Origin of the sequence: Kitasatospora sp. MBT63, from assembly GCF_000710465.2 — a bacterium.
Lineage (GTDB): Bacteria > Actinomycetota > Actinomycetes > Streptomycetales > Streptomycetaceae > Kitasatospora.
The window spans coordinates 8,577-8,901 of sequence record NZ_JAIZ01000733.1; the positions used below are offsets into that span (position 1 = coordinate 8,577).

Genomic DNA, 325 nt, shown 5'->3' on the forward strand with positions numbered 1-325 from the left:
GGCCTGGCGCCAGACCTGTTCGACCGCCTCCGGTGTCTCCACCCGGGCGCCGTACAGGCCGAGTTGGACGGCGAAGTCGGCGTAGCGGACGTCCGGCAGCGCCTGGGAGGGCTCGAACTGCGGGGCGCCCTGCATGGCGCGCATCTCCCAGGTGACCTGGTTGAGGTCCTGGTTGTTGAGGACGGCGACGATCAGGCGCGGGTCGGTCCACTGCTGGTAGTACTTGGCGACGGTGATCAGTTCGGCGAGGCCGTTCATCTGCATCGCGCCGTCGCCGACGATGGCGATGGCGGGCCGGTCGGGGTGGGCGAACTTCGCGCCGATC

1 protein-coding gene is annotated in these 325 nt (G+C 69.8%); it reads right to left on the minus strand.

Going from position 1 to position 325, the window contains the following annotated elements; all coding sequences use genetic code 11:
• A partial coding sequence (locus tag AA75_RS37980) for a thiamine pyrophosphate-dependent enzyme (RefSeq protein ID WP_033824996.1) occupies positions 1 to 325 on the minus strand: 325 nt, incomplete at both ends.